The sequence below is a fragment of the Kutzneria buriramensis genome (assembly GCF_003387475.1).
Taxonomy (GTDB): Bacteria; Actinomycetota; Actinomycetes; order Mycobacteriales; family Pseudonocardiaceae; genus Kutzneria; species Kutzneria buriramensis.
This window is the reverse complement of sequence record NZ_QUNO01000005.1, coordinates 593,029-616,512: the sequence shown is the minus strand read 5'-3', so window position 1 is coordinate 616,512 and position 23,484 is coordinate 593,029. Positions and strand designations below refer to the sequence as shown.

The window sequence follows — 23,484 nt, the reverse complement described above, 5'->3', positions numbered from 1 at the left end:
GCCCGCGTCGCGCGCGGGCCACCCGCCAGGCCTACTTGGCGTAGATCAGCGCGATGTCCTCGGCGTAGGTCTTGGCCACCACGTTGCGCCGCAGCTTCAGGCTCGGCGTCATCTCGCCGCCGGCCTCGGTGAAGTCCACCGGCAGGATGCGGAACTTGCGGATCGACTCGGCCTTGGACACGGCCTTGTTGGCCTCGTCCACCGCGGCCTGGATCTCCCGGTTGAGGTCCGGGTCGTCGATCATGCCGGCCACGCTGGCGCCGGCCGGCTTGTTGTTGGCCGACAGCCAGGCCGGGAAGAACTCGGGGTCGATCGTCACCAGCACGCCGATGAACGGCTGCTTGTCGCCGACCACCATGCACTGGCTGATCAGCGGGTGCACCCGCAGCCGGTCCTCCAGCACCGCCGGCGAGACGTTCTTGCCGCCGGCCGTGACGATGATCTCCTTCTTCCGGCCGGTGATCCTCAGGAAGCCCTCGTTGTCCAGCTCGCCGATGTCGCCGGTGTGGAACCAGCCGTCGGACAGGGCCTCGGCGCTGGCCGCCTCGTTGTGCCAGTAGCCGCGGAACACGATCGAGCCCTTGATCAGGATCTCGCCGTCGTCGGCGATCCGCACCGCCGTGCCGGCGACCGGCCGGCCGACGGTGCCGACCTTGTACGCGGCGCGGGTGTTCACGCAGGCGGCGGCGCTGGTCTCGGTCAGGCCGTAGCCCTCGAGCACCGGCACGCCGATGCCGCGGAAGAAGTGCGCCAGCCGCTCGCCCAGCGGCGCGCCGCCGGAGACGGCGGCGTCGCAGCGGCCGCCCAGCGCGGCCCGCAGCCGGGTGTAGACCAACCGATCGAACACCGCGTGCTTGACCTTCAGGCCCAGGCCCACGCTGCCGGTGTCCAGCGCCTGGCTGTAGGCGACGGCGGTCTGCTCGGCGGCGTCGAAGATGCGGCCCTTGCCCTCGGCGTGCGCCTTCTGCTTGGCCGTGTTGTAGACCTTCTCGAACACGCGCGGCACGGCCAGCACGAAGTCCGGGCGGAACGAGGCCAGGTCGGCGACCAGGTTGCGGACGTCCGGGGTGTGGCCGAGCGTGACGCGGGCGTAGATCGAGCTCAGCGCGATGACCCGGGCCAGCACGTGGGCCAGCGGCAGGAACAGCAGCACCGAGTGGCCCGGCTGCATCAGCTCGGGGAACGCCACCATCGCCGAGCGCAGCTCGGACAGCAGGTTGGCGTGGGTGAGCTCGCAGCCCTTGGGGCGGCCGGTGGTGCCCGAGGTGTAGATCAGGGTCGCCGTGTCCGAGGCCCGCACGCCCTTGCGCGCGGCGCGCAGCTGGTCGTCGGTGATGTCCCGGCCCTTGGCGGTCAGTTCGTCCACCGCGTCGTGACCGGAGTCACTGTCGATCTGCCACACGTTGCCCAGTTCGGGCAGCCGGGCGGCCACGCTGTCCAGCGCCGCGCGGTGGGCCGTCGTCTCGACGATCGCCGCCTTGGCGCCCGAGTCGGACAGGATCCACTCCACCTGGTCGGCCGAGGACGTCTCGTAGATCGGCACCGACACCAGGCCCGCCGACCAGATCGCGAAGTCCAGCAGCGACCACTCGTAGCGCGTCTTGGACATCAGGCCGACCCGGTCGCCGGTCCGCAGACCCGCCGCGAGCAGGCCCTTCGCCACCGCCGACACCTCGTCCGCGAACTGCCGCGTGGTCACGTCGACCCAGGCGCCGTCGATCCGTCGCCGGAGGCCGATCGCCGTGGCGAAGCGCTCGGCGTTGGCCTGCACCATGTCGGTGAGGTTCTCGTCGTCGGCCACCGCGGCGGTGGCAGGAACGCTGAACTCGCGCACGGTCAACCTCCGGAACTCCGATGTTACTGGCGAGGAAACCTACTGTGCCGTTTGGTGTCAACACCAGCCCGGTGGCACCCTGCCGGTCATGCCCGCGGTTGACGTCGTCGACGAAACCTTCCTGGTTGTGCCCCCGGCGGCCGTCGCCGCCGTCTTCTCCGACCGCTCCAACTGGTCGCGATTCTGGCCTGACCTGCGGCTTTCAGTCTACGTCGATCGCGGCGACGCCGGCATCCGCTGGACCGTGCAGGGGGCACTCACGGGCACGATGGAGGTGTGGCTCGAACCCGTCCTGGACGGAACGCTGCTGCACTACTTTCTCCGCGCCGACCCTCCGACGCCGTTCAGGCGAAGCCGGGACCAGCTCGCGGCGATCCGCACCCGGCAGATCGCGGCGAAGTCGATCGCGCTGGAGCTCAAGACCCACCTGGAGGGCGGCCGCGCCCCCGGCGTCTCACCCTGAGGACCGGGCCCGGTGACGCCGTAGGGTTGAGCCGTGCGGGTTCACGTGGTGTCGGACGTCCATGGCAACGCCGAGGCGCTGGCCCGCGCCTGCGTCGGCGCGGACGCCCTGATCGTGCTGGGCGACCTGCTCGACTTCGTCGACTACCACGACCACGGCTCCGGCATCATGGGCGCGGTCTTCGGCGCGGAGAAGGTGGCGGAGTTCGCCAAGTACCGGCGCGGCCCCCGCACCCCGGAGTCGATCGCGTTCGTCCGCGGCATGTGGGCGCAGCTGGGCGCGGACGCGGCGGCGGTGGTCCGGGAGGCGATCCGCGACCAGTACAAGAAGCTGTTCACGGCGATGACGGTGCCGACCTACGCGACCCCGGGCAACGTCGACGCCCCGGACCTGTGGCCGGAGTTCGCCAGCGACGGCGTCCACATCCTGGACGGTCAGACGACCGACATCGGCGGCCTGAAGGCGGCGTTCGTGGGCGGCGCGCTGATGTCGGACGACGTGGTGCTGCGCTCCAACGGCGTGTGGAAGCCGTATCTGCGGTACGAGCGGGATTTCGCGACGGCGGTCGACGGTCTGCCGGACGACGTCGACCTGGTGTGCACGCACGTGCCGCCGGCGGCGCCGGAGCTGACCTACGACGTGGTGGCCCGCCGCCCGGAGCTGGGCTCGCCGAGCCTGCTGGGACTGATCCGCCGGGCGCGTCCCCGCTGGTCGGTGTTCGGTCACGTGCACCAGCCGCTGGCCCGCCGGATGCGGATCGGCCGCACCGAGTGCGTGAACGTGGGCCACTTCCAGCGGACGGGCACGCCGTACGTGCTGCGGTTCTGAGTACGGGTAACCTGCGCGCATGGCCGACGAGTCCACCCAGTCCATCACGATCGACGCCGAGCCGGCGCGGATCATGGATGTGATCGCGGATTTCGCCGCGTACCCCGAATGGGCGAACGCGATGAAAACGACCGAGGTGCTGTCCAGCGGCGCCGACGGCCGCGCCGAGCAGGTGCGCTTCCAGCTCGACCAGGGTGTGATCAAGGACGAGTACACACTCGAGTACAAGTGGGCCGCGGACGGGCGGTCGGTCAGCTGGCACCTGGTCAAGGGCCAGATGCAGAAGTCGCAGCGCGGCAGCTACGTGCTCCAGCCGGCCGGCGCCAGCACCAAGGTGACCTACACGCTGTCGGTCGAGCTGGGCATCCCGATGATCGGCATGCTCCGCCGCAAGGCGGAGAAGGTCGTCATGGACACCGCGCTCAAGGAGCTCAAGCGCCGCGTCGAGGGCCTGAGCTGACCGTGCGGGTCCTGTTGTTCACCGGCAAGGGCGGGGTCGGCAAGACCACCCTTGCCGCGGCCACGGCCGCCGCCACGGTGGCGGCCGGCCGCAAGGCGCTGGTGGTGTCCACCGATCCGGCGCACTCGCTGGCCGACGCCTTCGGCTGCGAGCTGGGCCCGCGACCGTCCGAACTGGACACCGGGCTGTTCGGCGCGCAGATCGACACCCGGCGGCTGGTGGACGGCGCGTGGGAGGAGATGCGCGGCCACCTGCGCACGCTGCTGGCCGGCGCGGGCATCGACGAGCTGGCGGCCGAGGAGCTGACGGCGCTTCCCGGCGTCGAGGAGCTGCTGGCGCTGGCCGAGGTGCACCGCCTGGCCACCACCGGCCCGTGGGACGCGGTGATCGTCGACTGTGGACCGACGGCCGAGACGCTGCGGCTGCTCGCGCTGCCGGAGGCGGTCGGCAACTACCTGGAGCGCCTGTTCCCCACGCATCGACGCGTGGTGCGCGGACTGCTGGCGGGGGTCGCCGGCAGCGCCGCGCCGGCCCGCTGGGACGCCGCCGCGGACGCGATCGGACGGCTGGCGGAGCATCTGGAGGCGGTGCGCTCGCTGCTCGTAGACCAAGAGCGGACCAGCGTGCGACTGGTGCTCACGCCGGAACGCGTGGTCGCCGCCGAGACCCGCCGAACGCTGACTGCCCTTGCGCTGCAAGGGACTCGCGTTGACGGCCTGGTGGCCAACCGCCTCCTGCCCGACGCCGGTGCGGGTCGTGGTGCGGCGGCGAGCTGGCTGCGTACGAGGCGAGCCGAGCAGGACGCGGTACTGGCGGATCTGCGGGCCGCGGAGGTGCCGGTGCAGACCGTCGGCTACCGGGCGTGCGAGCCTGTCGGCGTGCCGGCGCTGCTGGAACTGGCCACCGAGCTCTACCCGGAGGGCGACCCGCTCGCCGTGTCGACGCTGTCGACGGAGCCGCTGCTGTCGGTCAGCGCCTCGCCGACCGGCTACCAGCTGCGGGTGTCGTTCCCGCTGGACGTAGACGCGGACCTCGACCTGGCCCGGGTGGACGACGAGCTGGCGATCACAGTGGACGGTCGGCGGCGGCTGGTCGCGCTGCCGGCGGCGCTGCGGCGCTGCGAGGTGACCGGGGCCGAGATCGTCGACGGCGGCCTGCTCGTCGACTTCGAGCCGGATCCAAGGTTGTGGATGCGGTGAGCGGACAGGACAGGATCGCCGAGGAGTTGCGGCTGCTGATCGACGCCGTGGCGGAGAAGGCCGAGCCGTGGCTGGCGCGGATCGCCGCCGACGGCGCGGAGCACGACGCGACCACCTGCGACTGGTGCCCGGTGTGCGCCGTCGCGGCCGTGGTTCGCGGCGAGCGCTCCGAGATGGCCGCCAAGGCCGCCGAGCACGCCGCCGGCCTGCTGGCCGTGCTGCGGATGGCATTGCAGCAGCAGCGTCCCGCGCAGGCCCCGGCCGAGGAGTCGCAGGCGCCGCCGCGGGTGCAGAAGATCACCGTCCGCCGCCGCGGGCAGGACCCTTGCTGACCGTCGGCATCGACGTCGGCGGAACCAGCGTTCGGGCGGGCGTCGTGGACCCCAAGGGCGCCGTCCTCGACACCACCCGCGCGCCCACGCCCAGCGGCGGCGCGCCGCTGGAGGACGCGATCACCACCGCCGTCGAGGAACTGTCTACGCGGCACAAGATCGGTGCGGTGGGGCTGGCGGTCGCCGGCTTCGTCACCGAGGACCGGATGTCCGTGCGGTTCGCGCCGCACCTGGCGTGGCGGGACTCGCCCGTCGCCAAGGCGATGACCCAGCGGCTCGGGCTACCGGTCGTGCTGGAGCACGACGCCAACGCCGCCGCGCTGGCCGAGCACCGGTTCGGGGCGGCGCGCGGCGCGAAGGTCGCCGTGATGGTCGCGCTGGGCACGGGCATCGGTGGCGCCCTGCTGATCGACGGCGAGGTCTTCCGCGGCGCCTACGGCGTCGCGCCGGAGCTCGGCCACCTGCGGGTCGTGCCGAACGGCCGGCCCTGCCCGTGCGGCAAGAAGGGTTGCTGGGAGCGGTATTGCAGCGGCACCGCGCTGAGCGCCACCGCCGTCGAGCTCATGGCCCGGCACCCCGGCGCGTCCACCGTGCTGGCGCGTGAGGCCGCCGGCGACCCGCAGCGCGTCACCGGGCGCAAGGTGTCCGGGGCCGCCCGGGACGGCGACCCCATCGCCCAGCGCGCCCTGGCCGAGCTGGCCAAGTGGCTGGGGGAGGGACTCGCGCTCGTCGCCGACGTCTACGACCCGGAGGTCGTCGTGATCGGCGGCGGCGTGTCCGAGTCGGCCCCGTTGTTCCTGGACGACGCCCGCGAGCACTACGCGGCCGTCGTCACCGGCACCGGATTCCGGCCGCTGGCCCGGATCCGCACCGCCCAGCTCGGTGACGACGCCGGCATCGTGGGCGCGGCGACCATGGCCCGCGAGATGGTGGGCAAGCGCTAGGTGCCCGAAAGTGCCCGTGAAAGGCGGTACTTCCGGCTACATCGCTTTGAGGAACCAGTCGACCGCCGGCGTCACGTCCTCCGGCTCGGCCCAGCCGTTGATCACCGCCAGCAGGCGCAGGTAGCGGTCGCGCCGCGGATCGTTGGCGGATTCCAGTTCCCGTGCGAGATCGCCGCCGTGTTCGGCCTTGACCGCCGCCACGATCCGTCGTGCCGCGGCCGACTTCGGGTCGAGGCCGGTTGCCGGTCCCGCCTTCATACGCACCAGCGCCACTAAGTCCGGCTTTGGTGGCACGGTCGGCACGTGCCGATCGCTCAGCCGCCGCATGTGGTCGCGGAAGCCCTGGTCCTGGGTCAGCTCAACCAGTTCCGACCAGGCGTCGAGCTGCTCCGCGGTGGGATCCTCCGGCAGTTCCGGCGTCATCGAGCGCCGGATGCCCGGGTCGTCGAGCACCGTGTGCAGGAAGTCGTCGATCAGCTGTCGGCGTGCGTGCAGCAAGTCCGTCTCCTCGGGAAGGCGCTCGTTCGCGGCGACCGCCAGCAGCACCGCCCGATGCAGGCTCAGCAGCCGGATGCGGGCTGCCAGCGCCTCCGCGTGCGCGGCGGCGACCTCGGCCAGCGTCGCCTCGCGCGCCAGCACGCGGCGGATCGTCGCCAGGTCGAGGCCCAGTTCGCGGAGCGTCCGGACGAGGTGGAGGCGGGCCACGGCGTCGGAGCCGTAGCGGCGGTGGCCGGCGGGATTGCGGTCGGTGGGCGGAACGATCCCGCGGTCGGAGTAGAACCGGATCGCCTTGACGGTGAGCCCCGTCAGCCGGGCCAGGTCACCGATCGAGAGGTTGCCGTTCACCTCACCACTCAACAACCTCCCCCGATGGGAGGTGCAAGCCCCCAGCGCAGGAGAGTGCTCGGCCCCGCCGCTGCCTGGAGCGGTTGCTGGATTTCGATCGGCCGCCACCGAATCACGCACCGGGAAGTCGATGCGGGCGATCGAAATCCAGCAAGTGAAGGCAGCGGCTTGAAGGGAGCCGAGCCCCGCGCGGAACGCGCGGCAAGTTACAGCTGGGCGCCGGAGCCGTCGTCGGATCCGGGCGGCGGGCCGTGACGCATGCGGAGCAGCAGCCAGCCGACGCCGCTGGTCAAGGCGATGATCGCCAACGGCGTGGCCACGCCGGCGTCCAGACCGATCAGCCCGGGAGCCACCAGCAGCCCGATGCCGATGACGATCAGCACCACCGCCAGCACGGTCAGCGGCCGCGGCCGGGGGAACGGCGGCGGGTCGGGCGGGACGTAGTGCTCCTCGTCGGAGGCGGCGGCCCAGTCCCATTCCTTCTCGGGCGTGCGCCAGCCGGCCGGTGGCGGCTGCGGCGCTGCCGGCTGCTGCGGTTCCAGCGGCCGGGTCTCCTCGGCCGCGGAGGTGTCCTGCCTGGTCGCGGGCTGGTCCTCGGGCCAGCGCATGCCCATGCCGTCCCGTTCCAGGCCCGCGACGATCTCGGCGAACGCCGCGTCGACGTCCTCCGGTCCATCGGTGTTGCCTCGCCCAGTCACCCGGCAGCCTCCACACACGTGGTCGCTCCATCCTCGCACGAGTGGGCGGTGACGCGTCGTTCCCTGGATCACTAATCCGCCCGGCTGGACGAGCCGGGCGTTGCTCGTTGTGCCGAGCGGCCGCCGCTCCGTAGGCTGATCCGCTCAGGATCGGCATGAGGAGGCGCACGCCGAGGTGCTGTACTGGGTGATGAAGTACGTGCTGTTGGGGCCGCTGCTGCGTCTCTTCTTCCGGCCCAAGATCGAGGGGCTGGAGAACGTGCCCCCGCAGGGCGGCGCGCTGCTGGCGAGCAACCACCTCGCGGTGTCGGACTCGTTCTTCCTGCCGCTGATGGTGCCGCGCCGGATCACGTTCCCGGCCAAGAGCGACTACTTCACACAGAAGGGCGTCAAGGGCACCCTCAAGCGGCTGTTCTTCACCGGCGTCGGCCAGGTGCCGATCGACCGCTCGGGCGCGGCCGCCGCGCAGGGCGCGCTGGACACGCTGGTGCGGCTGCTCAAGGACGGCGGGCTGGTGGGCATCTACCCGGAGGGCACGCGCTCACCGGACGGCCGCCTGTACAAGGGCAAGACCGGCATGGCCCGGGTGGCGCTGGAGGCCGGGGTGCCGATCATCCCGGTGGCCATGTTCGGCACCGACAGGGCCAATCCGATCGGCTCCAAGATGTGGTACCCGTACCCGATCCGGATCAAGATCGGCAAGCCGCTGGACTTCACCCGCTACCACGGCATGGACGGCGACCGGTTCATCGAGCGGTCCATCACCGACGAGGTGATGTACGCCCTGATGGAGCTGTCCGGCCAGGAGTACGTGGACGTCTACGCGGCCAAGCTCAAGGAGGCCAAGACGGCCCCCGCGCCCGCGCCGCGGGCGCCGTCCGAGCCGGTCCGCGCCGACAAGGTGCCCAGCTGAGGGTCCTTCGGGCAAACCGCCTACGCTGCTGGCCGTGCGGTTTTTCTACGATTGCGAATTCATCGAGGACGGGCACACCATCGACCTGGTGTCGATCGGCGTGGTCGACGAGGAAGGCCGCGAGTTCTACGCCGTGTCCACCGAGTTCGACCCGGACCGGGCCGGCCAGTGGGTCCGCCAGAACGTGCTGCCCAAGCTGCCGCCGCCGGCCAGCCCGGTGTGGATGAGCCGCGGCCGGCTGCGCCAGGAGCTGCTGAACTTCGTCAGCCCCAACGGCGAGAACGCCGAGCTGTGGGCCTGGTTCGCCGCCTACGACCATGTGGCGCTGGCCCAGCTGTGGGGCGCCATGCCGGACCTGCCGCGCGAGCTGCCCCGCTTCACCCGCGACCTGCGCCAGCGCTGGGACGACCTGGGCCGGCCGAAGCTGCCGCAGCCGCCGTCGGACGCGCACGACGCGCTGGCCGATGCCCGCCACAACCTGGCCCGGTGGAAGGCGATGGAGGCCGAGCGGCTGCGCCGCGGCCACATCCTGCGTTGATCGAATCCGGGGGTGCCTTGCTGCACCGATACAGGGCATGACACGCTCTCGTAACACGAGGGTCGCCAGTGACGCCGGCCACATCCGTTCGGAACTGTTGAGAGAGGCAAGCAGATGCGCATCGGTGTGCTGACCGGCGGTGGTGACTGCCCGGGTCTGAACGCGGTGATCAGGGCCGTGGTCCGCAAGGGCATCGAGGCCCACGGCTGGGAGGTCGTCGGCTTCCGCAACGGCTGGCGCGGCCCGATGGAGGGGCTGACCAAGCAGCTCGGCCTGGACGAGGTGGAGGAGATCCTCACCCGCGGCGGCACGATCCTGGGCTCCTCGCGCACCAACCCGTACAAGGAAGAGGGCGGGGTCGACAAGATCCGCGAGGTGCTGGCCCAGCACAAGATCGACGCGCTGGTCGCGATCGGCGGCGAGGACACGCTGGGCGTGGCCAAGCGGCTGACCGACGACGGCATCCCGGTGGTCGGCGTGCCCAAGACCATCGACAACGACCTGGGCGCCACCGACTACACCTTCGGCTTCGACACCGCGGTGCACATCGCCACCGAGGCCCTGGACCGGCTGCGCACCACCGCCGAGTCGCACCACCGCGCGCTGGTCGTCGAGGTCATGGGCCGGCACGCCGGCTGGATCGCCCTGCACTCGGGCCTGGCCGGCGGCGCGAACGTGATCCTGGTGCCGGAGCGCCAGTTCAGCGTGGAGAAGGTCGTCGAGTGGACGCTCAAGCGCTTCGAGCGCCAGTACGCGCCGATCATCGTGGTCGCCGAGGGCGCGATGCCGGAGGGCGGCGCCGAGGTGCTGCACAACGGTGAGAAGGACGCCTTCGGGCACGTCCGCCTGGGCGGCGTCGGCCAGTGGCTGGCCGAGGAGATCGCCGAGCGCACCGGCAAGGAGTCGCGCGCGGTCGTGCTGGGCCACGTGCAGCGCGGCGGCACCCCGACCGCGTACGACCGCGTCCTGGCGACCCGGTTCGGCCTGCACGCGGTGGACGCGGTGCACGACGGCGACTTCGGCGTGATGGTGGCCCTGCGCGGCACCGACATCGTGCGGGTCAAGCTGTCCGAGGCGACGGCCGAGCTCAAGACCGTTCCGGAGGAGCGGTTGCAGGAGGCGGAAGTTTTCTTCGGCTGATGGCATAACCGCTCAGAGCGTAAATAGATTGCCCGGGTCGCCAGACCCGGGCATTCTTGTGTTCATGGCGAGCAACGGATTCCAACCGGTGCTCGGCCGATGGGAGGCCAGCGCACCGTCACGGTGACCGCCGGCCCCGGGTCGGTCGGGTCGCGTGACGTGCATGGCGGGGTCGGCGACGAGGCCGGCCGCAGCGGTGACGGCCGCGCAGCGTGGTTCTGCGAACCCGCCCCACTCGACCCGACCGATTCCTGTCCAGAAGCCAGTCCGTGCTGTCAATTTCCCGCTCGTGGTCCAACGGAGAAGACGCCGGTCTACGAAACCGACAATGCAGGTTCGATTCCTGCCGAGCGGACGTGTGTGCCATTCCGACGAGAGGAGGAACGACGATGATGAGGATTTTCACCCGCTGCGAGCCGTTCCTCGGCGCGGAGCCCACTCCCAAGCCATGGCCGGTCAGCAAGTGAACCGAACGGCGGCCCCGGCGTACCGACGTCGGGGCCGCTGTCGGGGTCTGCTGCTCTAATGGAGGGGTGTCCACCCCACCAGCCCAGCACCGCGTCCTGGTCGTCGACGACGAGCACAACATCGTCAACCTGCTGACCACGGCGCTGAAGTTCGTCGGCTTCGACGTGGTCTCCGCGACGAACGGCCGGCAGGCGCTGGAGCAAGCGGTCGCCACCAGACCGGACGTCATCGTGCTGGACGTGATGCTGCCCGACCTGGACGGCTTCGGGGTGTGCACGCGGCTGCGGGAGGCCGGCATCGACGCGCCGGTGCTGTTCCTGACCGCGCGGGACGCCAGCGAGGACAAGGTGCACGGGCTGACGCTGGGCGGCGACGACTACGTGACCAAGCCGTTCGACCTGGACGAGCTGGTGGCGCGGGTGAACGTGCTGCTCAAGCGCGGCCGCACCGAGCGCGCGCCGAGCAACCGGCTGCGGGTCGGGCACGTGGAGCTGGACCAGGACACGCACGAGGTGTGGCGGGGCGGCGAGCTGGTGCGGCTGTCCGCGACCGAGTTCCAGCTGCTGCGCTACCTGATGACCAACGCCGGCCGGGTGCTGTCCCGGGCGCAGATCCTCGACCAGGTGTGGAACTACGACTTCCAGGGCGACTCCAGCATCGTCGAGACCTACGTCTACTACCTGCGCCGCAAGCTCGACGACCAGGACAACCCGCTGATCCACACCGTCCGCGGCGTCGGCTACCTGCTGCGGGCCTCGACCGTGCCGGCGGGCGGCCGATGACCACTCTGCTGCGCTGGCTGCGCCTGCGCTCGCTGCGCTCCCGACTGCTGGTCGGGGTGCTCGCGGTGACCGCGGCCGGCCTGCTGACCGCCGACGTCGTCGGCGTCTTCGCGCTGAGCAGCTACCTGTACAAGCGCACGGACACCCAGGTGTCGGACGCGCTGACCCAGTTCACGCCCAAGGTCCGGCCGGACGGCCGCGTGCCGATAGGCCAGTCCAACGACGACCTGTGCGCGATCACCGTGCTCGACGGCAGCGGCAAGGTGCTGCACCAGTACGGCGCCTCGGCCGGCCTGCCGATCCCGCCGCTGAGCACCCTGCAATCCCTCCAGGGCCAGCACTCGCCGACTACCGTCTCCGGCGACCAGGACTTCCGGATCATGGTGGGAGCGCTGCCCCAGGGTCGCTTCCTGATGGTGTCGCAGTCGCTGCGGCTGTCCACCGCCACCGTCTACCAGCTGGTGGCGATCGAGGCCGTGGTGACGGCGCTGGGGCTGGCCCTGGCGGCCGTGCTGGCGCTGCGGGTGAGCCGGTTCGTGCTGCGGCCGCTGGACCGCATGACCGACACCGCCGAGCTGATCGCCGACGGCGAGCTGTCGCACCGCGTCAGCGTGGACGGTTCGCCGACCGAGGTCGCCCGCCTGGGCAACTCGCTGAACCAGATGCTCGGCCGGCTGGAGCACTCCTTCACTTCTCGGCAGGTCGCCGAGGACGGGCTGCGCCAGTTCGTCGCCGACGCCAGCCACGAGCTGCGCACCCCGCTCACCTCGATCACCGGCTACGCCCAGCTGGTCCGGCACGGGGCGCTGGCCGACCCCGACGACCTGGCCGACGCGATGCGCCGCGTCGAGGACGAGGCCAAGCGCATGGCGTCCCTGGTGGACGAGCTGTTGCTGCTGGCCCGCCTGGACCAGGGCCGTCCGCTGGAGTCCAGCCCGGTCGACCTGGCGGCGCTGGCCGAGGCGGCCGTCGGCGACGCGCGGGCGGCCGACTGCGCCAGGACCGTGCGGCTGGTCGTCGACGACGGCGCGCACGTGGTGCAGGGCGACCGTCAGCGGCTGCACCAGGTTCTGGCCAACCTGCTGGCCAACGTGCGGGCGCACACCCCGGCCGGCACGGCCGCCGAGGTGCGGATCGGCCGCGACGGCGACCGCGAGGTGATCGACGTCCGCGACGAGGGCCCGGGCATCTCCGCCGAGCAGCGGGACAAGGTGTTCGAGCGGTTCTTCCGGGGCGACGCCTCGCGCAGCCGGACCGCGCTCGGCGACGGCAGCGGGCTGGGGCTGAGCATCGTCGCCGCGATCGCCGCCGCGCACGGCGGCGGCGCCGAGGTGCGACCGAGCGAGCACGGCGCGTGGCTCCGGGTCACGCTGCCCGCCACGGTGTCGGAGCAGCCCACGATCCCGGCCCTGACCAGGCAGGAAGTTCCCAGCGTCCTCTAAGCCGGTATCAACATCCTTCCGAGCCTGATGCGTTTCCCTTGTCGGTAGCGTGACCCGCGATTCGCCGCCGCAGGGGGAGCACCGCCATGTCCACCGAGTTGTCCGCCGCGCCTGGACGGGTTCGCCCGTTCCGGCTGCTGGCGGCCCTCGCGGTGTCGGTGGTGGCGATCACGGCCAGCAACGCCGGCCTGACGGTGATCGGCAAGGTCGTGTTCTCCGCGCCCGACGACTTCTGCGCGTTCCTGCCGCAGAACTCGGTGCCGATGACGCTGGAGGCGGTCGCGCTGGCCGCCACCGCGTGGGGGCTGCTCAACCACTACTCGCCCCGGCCGGCCTGGTGGTTCTACCAGGGCGCGCGGGTGTTCGTCGCGGTGTCGTGGCTGCTCAGCCTGCTCGCGCTGGCGACGTGGCGGTCCGTGCTGGGCGTGGTGACCCTGGACATCATGCTGGTGGTCGGCGCGACCGTGATCTACCTGGCGATGACCAGGATCGCGCCGACCGTCCGCGTGACTACCGCCTGAGCATCGCTGTCATTGCCGGAGCATTTCCGCGACGAGGAACGCCAGCTCCAGCGACTGCTGCGTGTTCAGCCGCGGGTCGCAGGCCGTCTCGTAGCGGCCGGCCAGGTCGTCGTCGGAGATCTCCTGGGCGCCGCCCAGGCACTCGGTGACGTCCTCGCCGGTCAGCTCGATGTGGATGCCGCCCGGGTGCGTGCCCAGCTGGCGGTGCACCTCGAAGAAGCCCTGCACCTCGTCGACGATGCGGTCGAAGTGGCGGGTCTTGTAGCCGGTGGTCGACTCGTGGGTGTTGCCGTGCATCGGGTCGCACTGCCAGACCACCAGGTGGCCCGACGCGGTGACCTTCTCCACGATGGCCGGCAGCACGTCGCGGACCTTGTGGTTGCCCATCCGGGAGATCAGCGTCAGCCGGCCCGGGGTGTTGTTCGGGTCCAGCCGCTCCACGTACTCCACGGCCATCTCCGGCGTGGTGGTGGGGCCGATCTTCAACCCGATCGGGTTGGCCAGTAGCTCCGCGAACGCGATGTGCGCGCCGTCGAGCTGCCGGGTCCGCTCGCCCACCCACACGAAGTGCGAGGACAGGTCGTACAGCTTGGAGTGCTCGCCGCGGTGGTCCATGTCCAGCCGCAGCATCGCCCGCTCGTAGTCCAGCAGCAGCGCCTCGTGGCTGGCGAAGATCTCCACCGTGTGCAGCGACACGTCGTTGACGCCGCAGGCCGACATGAAGCGCAGGCCGCGGTCGATCTCGCCGGCCAGCGCCTCGTAGCGCTCGCCGGCGCGGGAGGTGCGGACGAAGTCCTTGTTCCAGTCGTGGACCTTGGTCAGGTCGGCCATGCCGGTGGCGGTGGAGGCGCGCAGCAGGTTCATCGCGGCGCTGGCGTTGGCGTAGGCGCGGATCATGCGGGACGGGTCCGGCACGCGGGCTTCGGGCGTGGCGACCAGGGAGTTCACGATGTCGCCGCGGTAGACCGGCAGGCCCAGCGAGTCCAGCGCCTGGGAGCGGGGCTTGGCGTACTGGCCGGCGATGCGGGCGACCTTGACCACCGGCAGGCTCGCGCCGTAGGTGAGGACGACTGCCATCTGGAGCAGCGTGCGGACGTTGGCGCGGATGTGGGGCTCGGTGTTGCTGGCGAAGGTCTCGGCGCAGTCGCCGCCCTGGAGCAGGAAGGCCTCGCCGCGGGCGACCTCGGCGAGGCGGTCGCGCAGCAGGTCCACCTCGGCGGGCACGGTGATCGGCGGCACGCTCTCCAGCACGGTGCGGGCCATCCGGGTCTGCTCGGCGTCGGGCCACTCGGGCTGCTGCGCGGCCGGCCGGGCCAGCGCGTCGTCGAGCTTGCGGCGAAGCGTCGGGGGCAGCGGGGGCAGCTCGGGCAGCGTGTCCACCGGGACGTCCACGGTCCAGTTCACGGCCTTCAGGGTAGAGGGTGACTCTGGACGATCGTTGGGGATCCACCGTTCTCGTGCCCTGGGACGGCCGATCGTCGGCGAGGATGTCTCGATGACCTCCACCCCCGTCACCACGCTGAGCGCCCAAGACGCGCTCGCGCTGCTCCGGACCGCCGCCGACAACGTGCGGCGTGACCATCCGGTGCACTGGACGCACGTGATCTCCGGCGACGAGGAGCTGCGGCCGCAGCGGGAGCGCCATCCGGCGTTCGCCGGGTCGTTCGACTGGCACTCCTGCGTGCACCAGACCTGGCTGATCGTGCGGTTACGCCGGCTGCTGCCGTCGCTGCCGCTGGATGGCGGGGAGGCGCTGGACGCGCTGCTCACGCCGGAGAACTGCCAGGTCGAGGCCGATTTCTTCGCATCCGACCTCGGGCGGCACTGGGAGCGTCCGTACGGCTGGGCGTGGCTGCTGACCCTGGACGCCGAGCTCCGGCTGGCCGACTTCCGCTGGGCTCCGGCGCTGCGGCCGCTGGCCGACGTGCTGCGGCGGCGGTGGCTGGAGTGGATCACCGCGGCCCGGCTGCCGGTCCGTGTCGGGGCGCATTCGAACACCGCCTACGCCGCCGGCATGGTGCTGGACGTCGCTCGGGCTCTGGGCGACGAGGAGCTGGCCGCGAGCTGCGTCGAGGCCGCCCGGCGGTGGTACCTGGGGGACGTGGCCTACGGGGCGTACGAGCCGGACGCCTACGACTTCCTGTCGTCGGCGCTGATCGAGGCCGACCTGATGCGGCGGGTGCTGTCGGCGGGGGAGTTCTCTTCGTGGTTCGACGGCTTCCTGCCGGATCTGGACGCGCCTCGCTGGGCGTCGCTGCGGGAGCCCGTCGTGGTCGACGACCCTCGCGACCCGTACCAGTCGCACCTGGCCGGGCTGGCCCTGAGCCGGGCGTGGTGCTGGCGGAACCTGGCGCCGGTGCTGCCGTCGCGGTTCTCGGCGCTGGCTCTTGATGCCTTCGAGCAGCACCGGACCGCCGGCTGGAGCTACGTCTTCGGCAACGGCTACGGGGCCGATCACTGGCTGGGCACCTTCGCCGCGTACCTCGACCTCGGCGCCCTCGACGCCGGGCCGAAGCAGAACTGAGGCAGTGGACGCGGAGTTGGCGGCGGAGGTCGACTCGGCAGGGCCGGTCGATCGCACCGTCGCCACGCCCGCGCCCGCCGCGCCGGTGGTGGAGGCGAACGGCAAGGGCGTGCCTTCGCCTGGTACGCCCGCCGCGCCGGCAGCGGCCGGACTCCGGAGGTGCCGGCGTCGGGGGACCTGCCCTGGCGTCAGTGAGGCGGGGTCTGGGCGTACGCCGAAAACGCCTCGCCCGCCTCGCAGACGAGTTCTCCGGGCTGCATCTGGGCATGACCGGGCGCCCAGACCCACACCTTCCCGCCCTGCCGCAAACCGAACGTGCACTGGTAGCCACCGAAGTAGTCGCCGCCTCGAATGGCGACGCCGACGTCGGCGCCGTGGACCGCGACGGTGACCTGCGGCGCAACGCCGGCGAGCCCAGTACCTGGATCCACCGCGGGCTTGGGCAACCCGGCGTCGAGAGCGGCCTTGACCTGGGCGTCACCGGGCGACGCCGGCAACCCACCCAGCACGGCCCGCAGCGCCTCGGAGGTGCCGGAAGGGATGTCGTTCTTGGCCACGGCCGGCGGGATGATCGGGGTGTTCGACGGGCAGTCGACGACCGACGGCCCGTTGATCGGCTCGTAGCGGTTGAGGTCGAACCCGTAGCAAACGGTGGCAGGAATCGGCTGGCACGCGATGACATTGCCGCCGCACTTGTCATAGTCGATCCTGATCACCAGGTGCGTCAGCGGATCGGTGGGCTGGACGGCCTTGAGGTCGGTCGCTTCGAGCACCTTCACGTTGGGGTACTTGGCGAGCAGCGTCCGGGCGTAGCCCATGGCGTCGGGCGAGCGCGGGTAGGAGATCGCGGTGGCGATGCTGCGCGCCTCCTTGTCGGTCTGGGCGGTGCCGCCGCGCGGCGTCAGCAACCACGCCGCCCCGCCGATGACCCCGGCAGCGACCAACAGCGCCACGAGAATCCGCATACCGGCCACGGTAGTGACGCGGTCACGGTGGGCGCATGAGTATTTCCACGCACAGCGGACCGACAGCTCGCGTGGAGACAGTTCTGACCTGACGCGACGAGACTCGCACCGTGACCGCGACCCGGCCCAGTGGCCTGACGACCGCGCAGTGGCTGCTGGCCCTGCTCGGCCTCAACGCCATGTGGGTCACCGACCTGTTCGTCATGGACGGCGGCCTGGCCAGGGACAACCTGCTCACGGTCCTCGGCCGCGCGACGGGCCTCTACGGCGCGCTCCTGCTGGTGTTCCAACTGGTCCTGATCGCCCGGGTGCCCTGGCTGGAGCGCGGCCTGGGCATGGACCAGCTGACCCGCTGGCACCGCTGGACCGGCTTCTGGGTGCTGTGGCTGGTGCTGGCCCACGTCGTCTTCATCACCCTGGGCTACGCGGCGAGCGACGGCAGCCCGCTGGTCGACGAGCTGGGCACGCTGGTCTTCGACACCCAGGACGTGCTCAAGGCGACGGTGGCGACGATCCTGCTGATCGGGGTGGCGGTGACGTCGGCCCGCGCCGCGCGCCGCAGGATGCGGTACGAGACATGGCACTTCGTGCACCTGTACGCGTATCTGGCGGTGATTCTGGGTTTCCTGCACCAGGTCACGACCGGGGCGGACTTCGTCGGCTCGCCGATCGCCACGGCGTACTGGTGGACGCTCTACGGCGCGGCACTAGGTGCGATCCTGCTGGCGCGGTTGCTGCTTCCGTTGTGGCGCAACGGAAGGCATCGGCTCAAGGTGCAGACGGTGGTGAAGGAGTCGCCGAACGTGGTGTCGGTGTACATCACGGGCCGGCGGCTGCACGAGCTGCCGGCGCGGGCGGGTCAGTTCTTCCTCTGGCGGTTCCTCACGCGAGACCGTTGGTGGGAGGCGCACCCGTACTCGCTGTCGGCGATGCCGGACGGGCGCGGCCTGCGGATCACCGTGAAGGCGTTGGGCGACGGCAGTTCCTGGCTGCGCACGCTACGACCCGGCACCAGGGTGTTCGCCGAAGGCCCGTACGGATCGTTCACGTCGAATCCGGCCCACCGCAAGGTGTTGCTGATCGGCGGCGGTGTCGGCATCACGCCGGTGCGGGCGCTGCTGGAGGAGTTGCGCGGCGACGTCGTGGCGGTCTACCGCGCGAATCAGTGGGAGGACACGGTGCTGGCCAACGAACTCCGGTACCTCGCCGAGCGGACCGGTGCGCGGCTGCACATGGTTGTCGGCCCGCCGGACAACTGGCTGCTGAGCGCGGCGCATCTGGTGTCGCTCGTGCCGGATGTGCGGGAGCGCAACGTGTTCGTGTGTGGCCCGCCGGGCATGACGGAGGCGGTCATGACGACGTTGCGGGAACTCGCGGTGCCCGCCGACCAATGCCACGCCGAGCGCTTCGCGTTCGCGGCCTGAAGGGAAGCCCATGCGTCGAGCCGTCATCGCGCTGGTGATCACCGCCGCCGGCCTCGTGCCGCTGCTGCGGTACCACCCGAACACGACGACGACCGCCATCCGCGCCACCGCCGGCACAGCGCAAACGCCCAGCGCCTCAAGCAAGGCGCCGTCGACATCGGGCACGAGAACCGTCACGGGCTCGGAGGTGGACACCGAGTTCGGGCCGTACCAGGTGCAGGTGACGTTCAACGGCAGCACCATCACCGACGTGCAGATCGTGGAGGCGCCGTCGGACCGGCGGAGCCAGCGCATCGCCGAGTCCGCCGCCCCGACGCTGCGCCAGGAGGCGTTGCGGGCGCAGAGCGCCAAGATCGACACCGTCTCCGGCGCGACCATCACGAGCGAGGCCTACGCCCAGTCCATGCAGGCCGCGATCGACGCGAGCTGACCCCGGCAAGGGGCCGGCTCGCGTCGATGTCGGCTACTTCTCCGACTTGGGCAGCGAGAGCCCGAAGTCGTCGTCGACCGTGCCGTTGGTCGCCGGCTTGTCGGCGACCTTCTTCGCCACCTGCATGGTGTCCATCAGCTGACGGGCCATGCCGAAGCCCGCGCCGCCCAGCGACAGCGCCTTGGTGAACAGCTCCGTCACGCCCTCGGCGCCGTTGAGCACCACCATGTTGTCGACGTTGGCGAACGCCTGCGCGCCGGCCGCCACGATGGCCGGCCAGTTCTCGGCGAGCTCCTGCGCCACAACGGCTTCCTGGTTCTCGGCCAGCGCGGCCGCCCGCGCCTGGATCGCCTCGGCCTCGGCCAGACCCTTGGCCCGCGCGGCTTCCGCCTCCGCGAGACCCTGGGCCCGGGCCGCGGCGGCCTCGGCCTCACCGGTGGCCTTGGTGGCCGTCGCCTCCGCCTCGCCGCGGGCCTTGGTCGCCTCCGCCTCGGCCTGCGCCGCCGCCTTCACCCGGGTGGCGTCGGCCGCCGCCCGCAGCTCCGTCTCCTTGGCCTGCGCCTGGGCGCGGGCGATCTGCGCGTCGCGCTCGGCGTCGGCCAGCGTCCTGGTCTCGTACGCCCTGGCGTCGGCCGGCTTGCGGATCTGCGACTGGAGGCGCTGCTCGGACAGGTCGGCCTCCAGCTGCGCGGCCTTGGTCTCCTGCACGACGACCTCCTGGCGGGCGGTCGCCTCGGCCAGCGGGCCGGCCTGCTTGGTGCGGGCCGCCACCTGGTCGATCTCGGCCTGGTACGAGGACTGCTTGATCTGGCTGTCGCGCCACGCCGACGCCTTGTTCGCGGCGGCGATCTGCTCGGCCTCGGTGGCCTCCTGGTCCCGCTGCGCCTCGGCGATGCGGGCCTGCGAGGCGACCGCCGCGGCGTGCGGCTTGCCCAGGTTGGCGATGTAGCCCGAGGCGTCGTCGATCTCCTGGATCTGCAACGAGTCGACGACCAGGCCCAGCTTGCTCATCTCGTTCGCGGACGAGCTGCGCACCTCGGCGGTGAGCCGCTCGCGGTCGCGGATGAGCTCCTCGACGGTCAGCGCGCCGATGATCGAGCGCAGGTGGCCGGCGAAGACGCTGTGGATCCTGGTGTCCATCGCGTTCTGCTGGTCGAGGAAGCGGCGCGCGGCGTTGGCGATGGACACGAAGTCGTCGCCCACCTTGTAGATCACCGCGCCCTGCACGCGGACCGGAATGCCCTGGTTGGTCACGCAGGACACCACGATCTCCGCCGACCGCGTGTCCAGCGACAGCCGGCGCGCGGTCTGGAACCCGGGCAGCACCAGGGTGCCCTTGCCCGTGACGATCTTGAACCCGAGGCTGTCCTCGCCGATCTGGACGCGACGCGCGCCCAGGCCGGAGATGATCATGGCCTCATTGGGCTCGGCCACCCGCCAGAGCACCCGGAGGATGATGAACAGCACGATCAGCACTACGACCGCGCCGCCCGCGATCGCCAATACTCCTGCGTCCATTTTCTGTTGACGCCCCCTCTGCGCGTGGGACGCGTCGATGCGCCCCACGACCTTGTCGTGGTTGCCGACCAGACTTCCCGGCGCACCTTGGAGTACAGACGCTATTCCTCGGTTCCCGCGCCGTCGATGTCTCTTGGCACACACTTGGGGGACGATTCGGGGGGCCCTTTCTTGTTGCCGCCCAAGGGCAATAAGAAGGGGCACACCCTTCACTCTTTCGGGTGTGCCCCGGACCTACATTCGCTGTGTCCGAGAGCGCGACTCGCGGGGGAGCGCAATTCGGTGTGACGCGCGGCGTTGAACTAGCTGGGGGAACTCGCGCGGGGTACCAAAGGCTGCCAGCGTTCCACGTAGACGGTGCGCGGGGGCTCGAAGTCGACGACGAGGACCTGGACGCCGGGCTCGATCGTCTCCTGGGGCTCGATCGGGTGCGCGTAGAACGCCTCGACCCCGCCGCGGACGGCGATCATCACCTCGCCGACCAGCCCCGGGCCGACCCGGCCGGTGACGCGTCCCCGAGTCCCGATCATCCGCCGAGTCTAGTGTCAGGGGAACACGTGCACGACGATCTTCGTCCCCTTCTTCACCCGGCTGCCCGGCGCCTGGTCCTGGCTGATCACCTGCCCGTTGCCGTTGTGCCCGCCGCCGAAGAAGCCCTGCACGTCGATGTCCAGCCCCAACCCCTTGAGCGTCTCGCGGGCGTCGTCGGCCCGCATGCCGCCCAGGTCCGGCACCACGACCGCGTTCGACACGATCACGGTCACCTGGGTGTTGCCGTTGGTGACCGTCGTGCCGGCGGCCGGGTCGGTGCGGATCACCTTGCCCGCGTCCACCTGGTCGTTGAACTCGGCGGGGCCGTCCACCGGCTGGAAACCGGCCTGCTGCAAGGTGGTGAACGCCTGGTCGTGCGGCAGGCCGACGACCGAGGGCACCGGCTTCGGCTTGGGCCCCTTGCTCAGCACCACCACGACACCCGAGCCCACGGGCACGATCGTGCCCGGCGCCGGCAGCAGCGTGACGACCTTGCCGGCCGGCACGTTGTCGTTGAAGGTGTCCTTGTTCGGGTCCCGCTGCGACTGGAGCCCCTGGTCGCCGAGCAGCTTGTCGGCGACCGCCGGATCCGCGCCCGCCTGCACGGCCGGCACCTGCGGCTTGCCCTGCGAGATGCTCAGCGTCACCTGCGAGTTGCGCGCCACCTGCTGCTGCTCGCCCGGGGACACGTCGACGACGTAGCCCTTCTGGACGTCGTTGCTGGGCACCGACTTGACCGTGAACTGGAGATCGGCGTCGTGGATCTTCTGCTCGGCGGTCTGCTCCTGGAGGCCCTTCACGCTCGGCACCTGGGCCCACTGACCGGAGCCCAGCCACCACGCCGTCGCGGCGACGGCGGCGGCCAGCACCACGATCACCGACATCCAGATGAGGAACGCGCGCCGGCTCTTGGTGCGCTGCTGCTGGTACCGGTCGACCGGCGACTGCGCGCGCACCGGGGCGTGGCGCGCCGTGACGGCGTTCGCCTCCAGGTCGGCACGGGACATCGCCCTGGTGCCCATCGGACCGCCCATCGGCGGGGCCATGGGCGGCGCCATCGGCGCGGACATCGTGGGCGCGAGCATCGGCGCCGGCGTGGCCGCGGTGATCGGGCTGAACTTCTCCGTCGGCGGGCCGTCGTCGCGGACCCGGAGCGTGGAGTCGGGCTGCGGGCTGGCCGCCACCATCGGTATCGGCACCGGCGTGATGCCCATCGACATGGCGGTGATCTGCACCTCGGCCAGCAGCGCGTCGGCGTCCATCGGACGCAGCGACGGGTCCCGACGGGTCGCGCGCAGCACCAGGTCGTCCAATGCCGGCGGGATGCTGCCGGTGGCCGCCTCGCTCGGCGGCGGCACGTCGTCGTTCACGTGTCGGTACGCCACCGAGATCGGGTTGTCGCCGGTGTAGGGCGGCGTGCCGGTCAGCATCTCGTACAGCAGGATGCCGGCCGAGTAGACGTCGCTGCGCGGATCGGAGGCGCCCGTCGCCACCTGCTCGGGGGACAGGTACGCCACCGTGCCGAGGATCATGTCGTCACTGGTCGTGTTCGCGCTGGCCATGGCCCGGACCAGGCCGAAGTCGGCGACCTTGACCGCGCCGCCGCGGCCGATCAGCACGTTCTCCGGCTTCACGTCCCGGTGCACCAGGCCGGCCCGGTGCGCGGCGCCCAGCGCCGACAGCACCTGCTCCAGCACGCTCAGGGCCAGCGCCGGCGGCAGCGCGCCGCGCTCTCTGAGCAGGTCACGCAGCGTGCCGCCGTCCACGAGCTCCATCACCAGGAAGACGTGGTCGCCCTCCGGCGACCGGTCCACCCCCTGGTCGTAGACGCCGACGACGCCAGGGTGGTGCAGCTGGGCGGCGGTGCGGGCCTCGCGGACGAACCGGTCGATGAACGACTGGTCGTCCGAGAACCTCGGGTCCATCACCTTGATGGCCACCGGCCGTTCCAGGCGGGTGTCCACACCCCGGTAGACCGTGGACATCCCGCCGCGCGCCAGCAGGGTGTTGACCCGGTACCGCTGCTCCAGCAGCCCCCCGATCAAGTTCGCGCTCTGGGTTCCCACGGCTCGCCATGGTAGGCGAGTCCCCCCGACGGTAGCTGTGAAGGAGGCGAATCGGACTCGGCAGTCGGTGGGTGGCTGTGGCATCGTGACGCCCGTGAGTGCCATTCCTGTCGCTGCCGACGTGCTCAGCCCCGACCTGGAGGTCCTGCCCCTGCCCGACGTCGCCGAGCGGCTCGGCGTGCCCATCACCCGGGTGCACCAGATGCTGCGCGACGGTCAGCTGCTGGCCTGCCGCCGGAGCGGGATCCTGATCGTGCCGGCCCTGTTCCTGGCCGAGGACGCCGTCGTGAAGGGCCTGTCCGGCACCATCACGGTGCTCAAGGACTCCGGCTACGCCGAGGACGAGATCCTCACCTGGCTGTTCACCCCGGACGAGACCCTGCCCGGCACGCCCATCGAGGCGCTGCGGGGGGACCGGGGCCGCGAGGTCAAGCGCCGGGCCCAGGCCAGCGCCTTCTAGCTGATGCAGGGAAGGACGCCTTACCAGCAACCAGTGCGGGTAAGGCGTCCTTCCCTGCATAACGGGGTGACACGGGCGGGTGATCGGCGTCGCTCGAAGGGGTGGGGGAGCTTGAAGGCGGGGGTCCGACGGCGGTGGGGTGGCCGGCACACCCCGTA

The 23,484-nt window shown here is 71.3% G+C and carries 24 protein-coding genes and 1 tRNA gene; 17 read left to right on the top strand and 8 right to left on the bottom strand.

The features are described 5' to 3' along the window. Window positions 1-31: 31 nt before the first annotated feature. On the bottom strand, window positions 32-1,834 hold the full coding sequence (locus tag BCF44_RS18080) for an AMP-dependent synthetase/ligase (RefSeq protein ID WP_116175432.1): 1,803 nt from the start codon (window positions 1,832-1,834) through the stop codon (window positions 32-34). Between the two features lie 88 nt (window positions 1,835-1,922). Between BCF44_RS18080 and BCF44_RS18075 the strand changes: the two genes are divergently transcribed. The 6 genes from BCF44_RS18075 to BCF44_RS18050 are packed head-to-tail and all read left to right on the top strand — an operon-like array spanning window position 1,923 to window position 6,060. Continuing rightward, a complete protein-coding gene (locus BCF44_RS18075) occupies window positions 1,923-2,297 on the top strand; it encodes a polyketide cyclase / dehydrase and lipid transport (RefSeq protein ID WP_116175431.1) in 375 nt (124 codons plus the stop codon). Between the two features lie 33 nt (window positions 2,298-2,330). Then, window positions 2,331-3,125 (top strand): metallophosphoesterase family protein, encoded by a 795-nt coding sequence (locus tag BCF44_RS18070; protein WP_116175430.1) that lies wholly within the window; start codon window positions 2,331-2,333, stop codon window positions 3,123-3,125. Window positions 3,126-3,144: 19 nt separating this feature from the next. After that, window positions 3,145-3,585 (top strand): SRPBCC family protein, encoded by a 441-nt coding sequence (locus tag BCF44_RS18065; RefSeq protein ID WP_116175429.1) that lies wholly within the window; start codon window positions 3,145-3,147, stop codon window positions 3,583-3,585. A 2-nt stretch (window positions 3,586-3,587) separates the two neighbouring features. After that, on the top strand, window positions 3,588-4,784 hold the full coding sequence (locus BCF44_RS18060) for an ArsA family ATPase (protein WP_116175428.1): 1,197 nt from the start codon (window positions 3,588-3,590) through the stop codon (window positions 4,782-4,784). Continuing rightward, a complete protein-coding gene (locus tag BCF44_RS18055; protein WP_116175427.1) occupies window positions 4,781-5,116 on the top strand; it encodes a hypothetical protein in 336 nt (111 codons plus the stop codon). The genes BCF44_RS18060 and BCF44_RS18055 overlap by 4 nt, the downstream gene beginning before the upstream one ends. Next, a complete protein-coding gene (locus BCF44_RS18050) occupies window positions 5,110-6,060 on the top strand; it encodes an ROK family glucokinase (RefSeq protein WP_116175426.1) in 951 nt (316 codons plus the stop codon). Before BCF44_RS18055 ends, BCF44_RS18050 begins: the two co-directional genes overlap by 7 nt. A 36-nt stretch (window positions 6,061-6,096) precedes the next feature. Here the strand turns inward: BCF44_RS18050 and BCF44_RS18045 are convergent, their stop codons facing one another. Both BCF44_RS18045 and BCF44_RS18040 read right to left on the bottom strand, forming a co-directional pair. Continuing rightward, window positions 6,097-6,906 carry a MerR family transcriptional regulator gene (locus BCF44_RS18045; RefSeq protein WP_116175425.1) on the bottom strand — a complete coding sequence of 270 codons (810 nt, stop codon included), beginning with the start codon at window positions 6,904-6,906 and terminating at the stop codon, window positions 6,097-6,099. A gap of 206 nt (window positions 6,907-7,112) precedes the next feature. Beyond that, window positions 7,113-7,604 carry a DUF308 domain-containing protein gene (locus BCF44_RS18040; RefSeq protein ID WP_116175424.1) on the bottom strand — a complete coding sequence of 164 codons (492 nt, stop codon included), beginning with the start codon at window positions 7,602-7,604 and terminating at the stop codon, window positions 7,113-7,115. Between the two features lie 175 nt (window positions 7,605-7,779). On the opposite strand from BCF44_RS18040, the gene BCF44_RS18035 reads away from it, so the two are divergent. The 7 genes from BCF44_RS18035 (at window position 7,780) to BCF44_RS18005 (ending at window position 13,408) form a co-directional block, all read left to right on the top strand. Next, window positions 7,780-8,517 carry a lysophospholipid acyltransferase family protein gene (locus BCF44_RS18035; protein WP_116175423.1) on the top strand — a complete coding sequence of 246 codons (738 nt, stop codon included), beginning with the start codon at window positions 7,780-7,782 and terminating at the stop codon, window positions 8,515-8,517. Between the two features lie 34 nt (window positions 8,518-8,551). After that, a complete protein-coding gene (locus BCF44_RS18030) occupies window positions 8,552-9,055 on the top strand; it encodes a polyadenylate-specific 3'-exoribonuclease AS (protein WP_116175422.1) in 504 nt (167 codons plus the stop codon). A gap of 114 nt (window positions 9,056-9,169) precedes the next feature. Continuing rightward, window positions 9,170-10,195, top strand: coding sequence for a 6-phosphofructokinase (locus tag BCF44_RS18025; RefSeq protein WP_116175421.1), 1,026 nt, complete (start codon window positions 9,170-9,172; stop codon window positions 10,193-10,195). A gap of 283 nt (window positions 10,196-10,478) precedes the next feature. Then, window positions 10,479-10,550, top strand: a tRNA-Arg gene (locus BCF44_RS18020). Window positions 10,551-10,728: 178 nt separating this feature from the next. Next, complete coding sequence (locus BCF44_RS18015) at window positions 10,729-11,445, top strand: response regulator transcription factor (protein WP_116175420.1); 717 nt, start codon at window positions 10,729-10,731, stop codon at window positions 11,443-11,445. Continuing rightward, window positions 11,442-12,887 carry a sensor histidine kinase gene (locus tag BCF44_RS18010; protein WP_116175419.1) on the top strand — a complete coding sequence of 482 codons (1,446 nt, stop codon included), beginning with the start codon at window positions 11,442-11,444 and terminating at the stop codon, window positions 12,885-12,887. The genes BCF44_RS18015 and BCF44_RS18010 overlap by 4 nt, the downstream gene beginning before the upstream one ends. 86 nt (window positions 12,888-12,973) lie before the next feature. Continuing rightward, window positions 12,974-13,408, top strand: a complete 435-nt coding sequence (locus BCF44_RS18005; RefSeq protein WP_116175418.1) for a hypothetical protein — start codon at window positions 12,974-12,976, stop codon at window positions 13,406-13,408. 9 nt (window positions 13,409-13,417) lie between these two features. Here the strand turns inward: BCF44_RS18005 and BCF44_RS18000 are convergent, their stop codons facing one another. Continuing rightward, entirely contained in the window at window positions 13,418-14,812 is a 1,395-nt protein-coding gene (locus BCF44_RS18000; RefSeq protein ID WP_116175417.1) for a class II 3-deoxy-7-phosphoheptulonate synthase, read from the bottom strand. Window positions 14,813-14,903: 91 nt separating this feature from the next. Here BCF44_RS18000 and BCF44_RS17995 point away from each other — a divergent pair, with 91 nt between their 5' ends. Continuing rightward, on the top strand, window positions 14,904-15,932 hold the full coding sequence (locus BCF44_RS17995; protein ID WP_116175416.1) for a DUF2891 domain-containing protein: 1,029 nt from the start codon (window positions 14,904-14,906) through the stop codon (window positions 15,930-15,932). A gap of 188 nt (window positions 15,933-16,120) precedes the next feature. On the opposite strand, the gene BCF44_RS17990 is transcribed toward BCF44_RS17995, so the two are convergent. Beyond that, on the bottom strand, window positions 16,121-16,897 hold the full coding sequence (locus BCF44_RS17990; protein ID WP_147328527.1) for a hypothetical protein: 777 nt from the start codon (window positions 16,895-16,897) through the stop codon (window positions 16,121-16,123). A gap of 110 nt (window positions 16,898-17,007) precedes the next feature. On the opposite strand from BCF44_RS17990, the gene BCF44_RS17985 reads away from it, so the two are divergent. Together BCF44_RS17985 and BCF44_RS17980 are read left to right on the top strand one after the other, a co-directional pair. Continuing rightward, window positions 17,008-18,321, top strand: a complete 1,314-nt coding sequence (locus tag BCF44_RS17985; RefSeq protein WP_246015200.1) for a ferredoxin reductase family protein — start codon at window positions 17,008-17,010, stop codon at window positions 18,319-18,321. A 10-nt stretch (window positions 18,322-18,331) separates the two neighbouring features. Continuing rightward, on the top strand, window positions 18,332-18,751 hold the full coding sequence (locus tag BCF44_RS17980) for an FMN-binding protein (protein ID WP_116175414.1): 420 nt from the start codon (window positions 18,332-18,334) through the stop codon (window positions 18,749-18,751). A gap of 33 nt (window positions 18,752-18,784) precedes the next feature. Here the strand turns inward: BCF44_RS17980 and BCF44_RS17975 are convergent, their stop codons facing one another. From BCF44_RS17975 to pknB, 3 genes are all read right to left on the bottom strand, one after another. Further along, a complete protein-coding gene (locus BCF44_RS17975) occupies window positions 18,785-20,269 on the bottom strand; it encodes a flotillin family protein (protein WP_116175413.1) in 1,485 nt (494 codons plus the stop codon). A gap of 302 nt (window positions 20,270-20,571) precedes the next feature. Continuing rightward, window positions 20,572-20,799, bottom strand: a complete 228-nt coding sequence (locus BCF44_RS17970; protein ID WP_116175412.1) for a hypothetical protein — start codon at window positions 20,797-20,799, stop codon at window positions 20,572-20,574. 15 nt (window positions 20,800-20,814) lie between these two features. After that, the gene (pknB, locus tag BCF44_RS17965) at window positions 20,815-22,866 is read right to left on the bottom strand and encodes a Stk1 family PASTA domain-containing Ser/Thr kinase (RefSeq protein ID WP_246015198.1); all 2,052 of its coding nucleotides are present in this window, start codon (window positions 22,864-22,866) and stop codon (window positions 20,815-20,817) included. A gap of 94 nt (window positions 22,867-22,960) precedes the next feature. Here pknB and BCF44_RS17960 point away from each other — a divergent pair, with 94 nt between their 5' ends. Further along, window positions 22,961-23,326 (top strand): Rv2175c family DNA-binding protein, encoded by a 366-nt coding sequence (locus BCF44_RS17960; protein ID WP_211353062.1) that lies wholly within the window; start codon window positions 22,961-22,963, stop codon window positions 23,324-23,326. Window positions 23,327-23,484: the final 158 nt, after the last annotated feature.